The sequence below is a fragment of the Cellulosimicrobium cellulans genome (assembly GCF_001722485.1).
In the GTDB taxonomy this organism is placed as follows: domain Bacteria; phylum Actinomycetota; class Actinomycetes; order Actinomycetales; family Cellulomonadaceae; genus Cellulosimicrobium; species Cellulosimicrobium cellulans_A.
The window spans coordinates 1-4946 of the sequence record NZ_LWGL01000204.1; the positions used below are offsets into that span (position 1 = coordinate 1).

Here is a 4946-nt window from a genome sequence, read left to right on the forward strand (position 1 = left end):
GTCGCCGTGGCGCAGCCGGCGGGCACGGCCCTGCGGTACGCGGGCCTTGGCAACATCGCGGGCGCGGTGCACGGCGCGCGCACGCGCGGGCTCGTCAGCCACCCCGGCATCGCGGGCTCGCACGGCCGCGCGCTGCGCGAGACGACGTACCCGCTCGAGGCGGGGGACGTCGTCGTCATGCACAGCGACGGGCTCACCGCGCGGTGGTCGCTCGCCGACTACCCGGGACTCGCGGCGCGCTCGCCGCTCGTCGTGGCGGGCGTGCTGCTGCGCGACCACGGCGTGCGGCGCGACGACGCGTGCGTCGCGGCACTCCCGGCGCCCACCGCCCGCGAGGGGGTCGCATGACGGCGCCGCTCCTCGTCACGCAGCTGCGCGCCGACACCGACGTCCTCGCGCTGCGCCGCGCCGGGCGCGAGATCGCGCGGCACCTGTGCCTCGACACCCAGGACCAGGTGCGCGTCGCGACCGCACTCTCCGAGGTTGGGCGTGCCGCGGTCGCGACCGGGCCCGCCGACGTGACGATCGCCGTCGTCGGCGGGGTCCCGCACGCGCGGCTGCGCGCCGAGGTCGTGACGCGGGAGCCGCTGCCGGCGGAGGGCAGCTCGAGCGAGGGCGGCATCCCCGCCGCACGCCGCCTCCTCGACGAGCTCGACCTCGACGCCCCGCGCCGGCGCGTCGTCCTCGCCAAGACGCTCCCGGCCGGGGCCTGCGTCGACGACGCGACGCTGGCCGCGGTGCGGCGCTCCGTGAACGCGGCCCCCGCCGCGGACGCGCTCGACGAGCTGCGCGTGCAGAACGCCGACCTCCTCCGCACGCTCGACGAGCTGACCGAGCAGAAGGAGGAGCTGCGCCGCGTCAACGAGGAGCTCGAGGAGACCAACCGCGGCGTCCTCGCGATGTACGACCAGCTCTCCTCGGAGCTCGAGGAGACGAACACGGGCGTCGTCGCCCTGTACGCCGAGCTCGACGAGCGCGGCCGCGCGCTCGCCGCGGCGAACGAGTCGAAGACGCGCTTCCTGCGCAACGTCAGCCACGAGCTGCGCACGCCGGTGAACTCGATCATCGGGCTGTCGTCCCTGCTCGCGGACTCCCACCTCGACGCCGAGCAGGAGCAGCAGGTCGCGTTCGTGCGCGAGAGCGCCCACACGCTGCTCACGCTCGTCGACGAGCTGCTCGACCTCGCGCGCGCCGAGGCGGGGCACGAGGACGTCGACCCGACGCCGGTCGACGTCGTCGAGCTGCTCGACGAGCTGCGCGGCACCACGCTGCCGCTCGTGCGCCCCGGGGTCGCGCTCGAGGTCGTCGCCCCGCGCGGCCTGCGGGTCGTGACCGACCGGCGGCTCCTCGCACGCGTCCTGCGCAACCTGCTGACCAACGCCGTGAAGTTCACGGAGTCCGGGCACGTGCGCCTCACGGCCGGTCCGGACGACGACGCGGACGCCGTCGCGTTCACCGTCGAGGACACGGGGCTCGGCATCCCCGCCGACCAGCTCGACGCGGTGTTCGACGAGTTCGTCCAGGTGCCCAACCGCCTCCAGCCCACCGTCAAGGGCACCGGCCTGGGCCTGCCCTACGCGCGCCGGACCGCGGAGGCGCTCGGCGGCACGCTCGTCGCGACGTCGGAGCCGGGCGCCGGCAGCGCGTTCACGCTGCGGCTGCCGTCCCTGCCCGCCGCACCCGCCGAACCCGTCGTCCCCGCCGTGCCGCCGGCGCCGGCCGCCGCCGACCCCGCTCCCGCGACGCCCCACCCCGTCGGCCACGTGCTCGTCGTCGACGACGACCGCGCCTACGCGGGGGTGCTCGTGTCGATGCTGCGCGACGCCGCCGCGCGCGTCAGCGTCGCCCACGACGCGACCCACGCGCTCGCCCTGCTGCGCGACGCGTCCGCCGACGCCGTGCTGCTCGACATCCGCATGCCCGGCACCGACGGGCTGACGGTCCTCGGGCGGATCGCGCAGCAGAATCCCGGGATGCCGGTGGTGCTCATGTCGAGCGGCCCGCCGCCGCGCCAGCCCGCGGACCGCGCCCCCGTGCCGTTCCTGGCCAAGTCCGCGATCGACCGCGAGACGCTCGTCGCGACGCTGCTCGGCGAGGCGGGGAGCCGATGAGCACGGGCGGGACGAGGACGGTGCTCGTCGTCGACGACACGCCGGCGCACCGGTACGTCATGGCGAGCTGGCTGCGACGCGCCGGGTTCGGCGTCGTCGAGGCCGGGACGGGCGCGGAGGCGGTGGCGCGCGCGTCGGCGGCGACGGACGCCGTCGTGCTCGACGTGAACCTGCCCGACGTCCCCGGGCCCGAGGTGTGCCGCCGGCTCAAGGCTGACCCCGCGACGGCGCACGTCCCCGTGCTCCACGTGTCCGCGACGGCCGTCGACGCCGCCGCCCGCACGGCCGGCCTCGAGGGCGGCGCGGACGCGTACCTGCCCGAGCCGCTCGACCGGGACGAGTTCCTCGCGACCATCACCGCGCTGTGCCGCACGCACGACGTGCAGCGCGGCACCGTCCGCACGGCCCGCCGGCTCGAGTCGCTCGCCACCGCCCTCGTCCCGCTGCACGAGGCCCGCTCGCCGGAGGACGTCGTGGACCGCGCGGCGCGCGGGGCCCACTCGGTCCTGGGCCGGCCGGTCGTCGCGATGGTCGTGGCCGACGCGGGCGTGGTCCTGCGCAGCGTCTGCACGTCCGAGCACGGCCCGCTCGTCCGCGGCCGCGGCACCGTGCCCGTCCTGCCGCCGGGCGACGCGGGCACCGCCGTGTTCGCCCCGGAGGACCTGCCCGCGCCGTGGCGGCCGCTGCTCGCCGAGGCGGGCGTCGCGCACGGGTCGTGGTGGACGGTGTGGCTGGTCGACGCCGACGGCGCGCTCGTCGGCGGTCTCGGCGTGCAGCTCGAGGACGGCACGTCGGCACCGTCGGAGGAGGACGAGGAGGCCGTCGGGCGCTTCACCGAGGCGACCACGGTCGCCCTGGCGAACCTGCGCACGTTCACCGAGGAGCACCGGATCGCGCTCGCCCTCCAGCGGACGATGCTGCCGGCCGGGCTCGCGGTGCGCGGCGACGTCGAGGTCGCCGCCCGGTACGAGGCCTCCGACGCGCGGCTCGACGTCGGCGGCGACTTCTACGACGCGTTCGACCTGCCCGACGGCCGCGTCGCCGTGGTGATCGGCGACGTCCAGGGGCACTCGCTGCGCGCCGCGGCGGTGATGGCGGAGGTCCGGCTCACGCTGCGCGCCTACCTGCGCGAGGGGCACTCCGCCGGGCGGGCGCTCGACCTCCTCAACGCGTCGCTGCGCCAGGACCACGCGGAGTTCGTGACGGTGTGCGTGTGCGTGCTCGACCCCGTGACCGGGGCCGTGGAGGTCACCGACGCGGGCCACCTGCCCGCGCTCGTCGTGCGGACCGACGGCCGGGTCGACGAGGCCAAGGCCGGCTCGCGCCTGCTGGGCGTGCCGAGCACCGAGGAGCGTCCCGTCCACCACGACGCGCTCGCGCCGGGCGACGTCCTCGTGCTCGTCACGGACGGGCTCGTCGAGCGCCGCGGCGCCTCGCTGCGGTCCGCGCTCGACACGCTCGCGAGCACGGCCGCCGGGGCCGCCGGGTCGCCGCCCGACGGGGTGTGCGACCTCCTCGTCGCGGCGTTCGACGACGCCGGGCGCGAGGACGACGTGGCCGTCGTGGCCGTGCGGCGCAGCGCGCCGTAGCCACGACGGCCACCGCGCGGGTGGTGGCCCGACCCGTCCGTCCCGACGCGCCCGGTCAGGCGTCCGCGGACGGCACCTTGTCGCGCACGTCCTCGTAGGTCGCGTCCGCGGGCGGCGCCGCCGGCGCGTACACGAGCCGCACGACGCCCGTCGGGTACACCTCCGATCGCAGCAGCGTCAGCGGGTAGCGCGGCTCGCCCTCGTCGAACAGCCGCTCGCCCGCGCGCGCGGCCACGGGGTGGACGAGCAGCCGGAGCTCGTCGAGCAGGCCCGCGGCGAGGAGCTGGCGCACGACGGAGATCGACCCGGGGACGAGGACCTTGCGCGCGCCGGGCGTCGCCTTCAGCGCGGTCACGGCCTCGACGAGGTCGCCGTCGAGGCGCTCGGCGTTGCGCCAGCCGAGGTCCTGGGTGCCGCGCGTCGCGACGACCTTGCGCGTGTCGCCGAGCTGCTTCGCGTACGCGGCGTCCTCCTCGCCGGCCGCCTCCCGCTCCGGCCACGCGCCCGCGAAGCTGTCGTACGTGACGCGCCCCAGGAGCAGGACGTCGACGTCGCGGTAGTCCTCGTCGACGGCCGCCCCCATGTGGTCGTCGAAGTACGGGAAGTGCCACTCCGGGTCGATCTCGACGACGCCGTCGAGCGAGATGAACAGGGTCGAGACGAGCGTCGCCATGGGGTGCGTCCTTTCGCGGTGGGTCGGTGCCGGGTGGTGGACCGCCGCCCCGGCCGGAACTCATCGGCGGCGCCGGTGGTCAGGCGCGGCGCAGGCCGAGCGCGACGACGGCGCCGACGGCGACGTGCTCCGCCAGGAGCACCGCGACGGACCCGCCGCCGACCCCGCCGAGCGGGCCGAGCAGGGACACGAGCAGCACGACGGCGCACGTCACGAGCCAGGCGCGCTCGCCGCGTCCGGGGACGTCGCGACGCACCCGGGCGAGCAGCGCGCGCACGGCCCAGCCGAGCAGGCCGACGACGAGCCCGGCCACGACGACGTCGACGACCCCGACGGCGCGGGTCGTGGCACCCGAGCGCGCCACGACGTCGACGCCCGCGGCGGTGCCGACGAGGCGGACGGCCACCGCGACCACCGCCGCGACGAGCGGGACGGACCAGCGGGGGCCCCCCCCCCCCCCCCCCCCCCCCCCCCCCCCCCCCCCCCCCCCCCCCCCCCCCCCCCCCCCCCCCCCCCCCCCCCCCCCCCCCCCCCCCCCCCCCCCCCCCCCCCCCCCCCCCCCCCCCCCCCCCC

5 protein-coding genes are annotated in these 4946 nt (G+C 77.7%); 3 read left to right on the forward strand and 2 right to left on the reverse strand.

The annotated features are described in order from the left end of the window. From JZ5iCDA_RS15515 to JZ5iCDA_RS15525, 3 genes are all read left to right on the forward strand, one after another. A partial coding sequence (locus JZ5iCDA_RS15515) for a SpoIIE family protein phosphatase (protein ID WP_171905403.1) occupies window positions 1-348 on the forward strand: 348 nt, incomplete at its 5' end. Then, complete coding sequence (locus tag JZ5iCDA_RS15520; protein WP_069387970.1) at window positions 345-2111, forward strand: sensor histidine kinase; 1767 nt, start codon at window positions 345-347, stop codon at window positions 2109-2111. The genes JZ5iCDA_RS15515 and JZ5iCDA_RS15520, both read left to right, overlap by 4 nt. After that, window positions 2108-3700, forward strand: a complete 1593-nt coding sequence (locus JZ5iCDA_RS15525) for a fused response regulator/phosphatase (RefSeq protein WP_069387971.1) — start codon at window positions 2108-2110, stop codon at window positions 3698-3700. The genes JZ5iCDA_RS15520 and JZ5iCDA_RS15525 overlap by 4 nt, the downstream gene beginning before the upstream one ends. 55 nt (window positions 3701-3755) lie before the next feature. Here JZ5iCDA_RS15525 and JZ5iCDA_RS15530 read toward each other — a convergent pair whose 3' ends face one another. Continuing rightward, window positions 3756-4373, reverse strand: a complete 618-nt coding sequence (locus JZ5iCDA_RS15530) for a dihydrofolate reductase family protein (RefSeq protein ID WP_069387972.1) — start codon at window positions 4371-4373, stop codon at window positions 3756-3758. A gap of 79 nt (window positions 4374-4452) precedes the next feature. Further along, the coding region (locus JZ5iCDA_RS15535; protein WP_290438819.1) for a DUF6069 family protein at window positions 4453-4946 on the reverse strand (494 nt) is incomplete at its 5' end.

Coding starts and splice junctions, on each gene's coding strand:
- JZ5iCDA_RS15520 (WP_069387970.1), top strand. CDS start 345: ATGACGGCGCCGCTCCTCGTCACGCAGCTGCGCGCCGACACCGACGTC.
- JZ5iCDA_RS15525 (WP_069387971.1), top strand. CDS start 2,108: ATGAGCACGGGCGGGACGAGGACGGTGCTCGTCGTCGACGACACGCCG.
- JZ5iCDA_RS15530 (WP_069387972.1), bottom strand. CDS start 4,373: ATGGCGACGCTCGTCTCGACCCTGTTCATCTCGCTCGACGGCGTCGTC.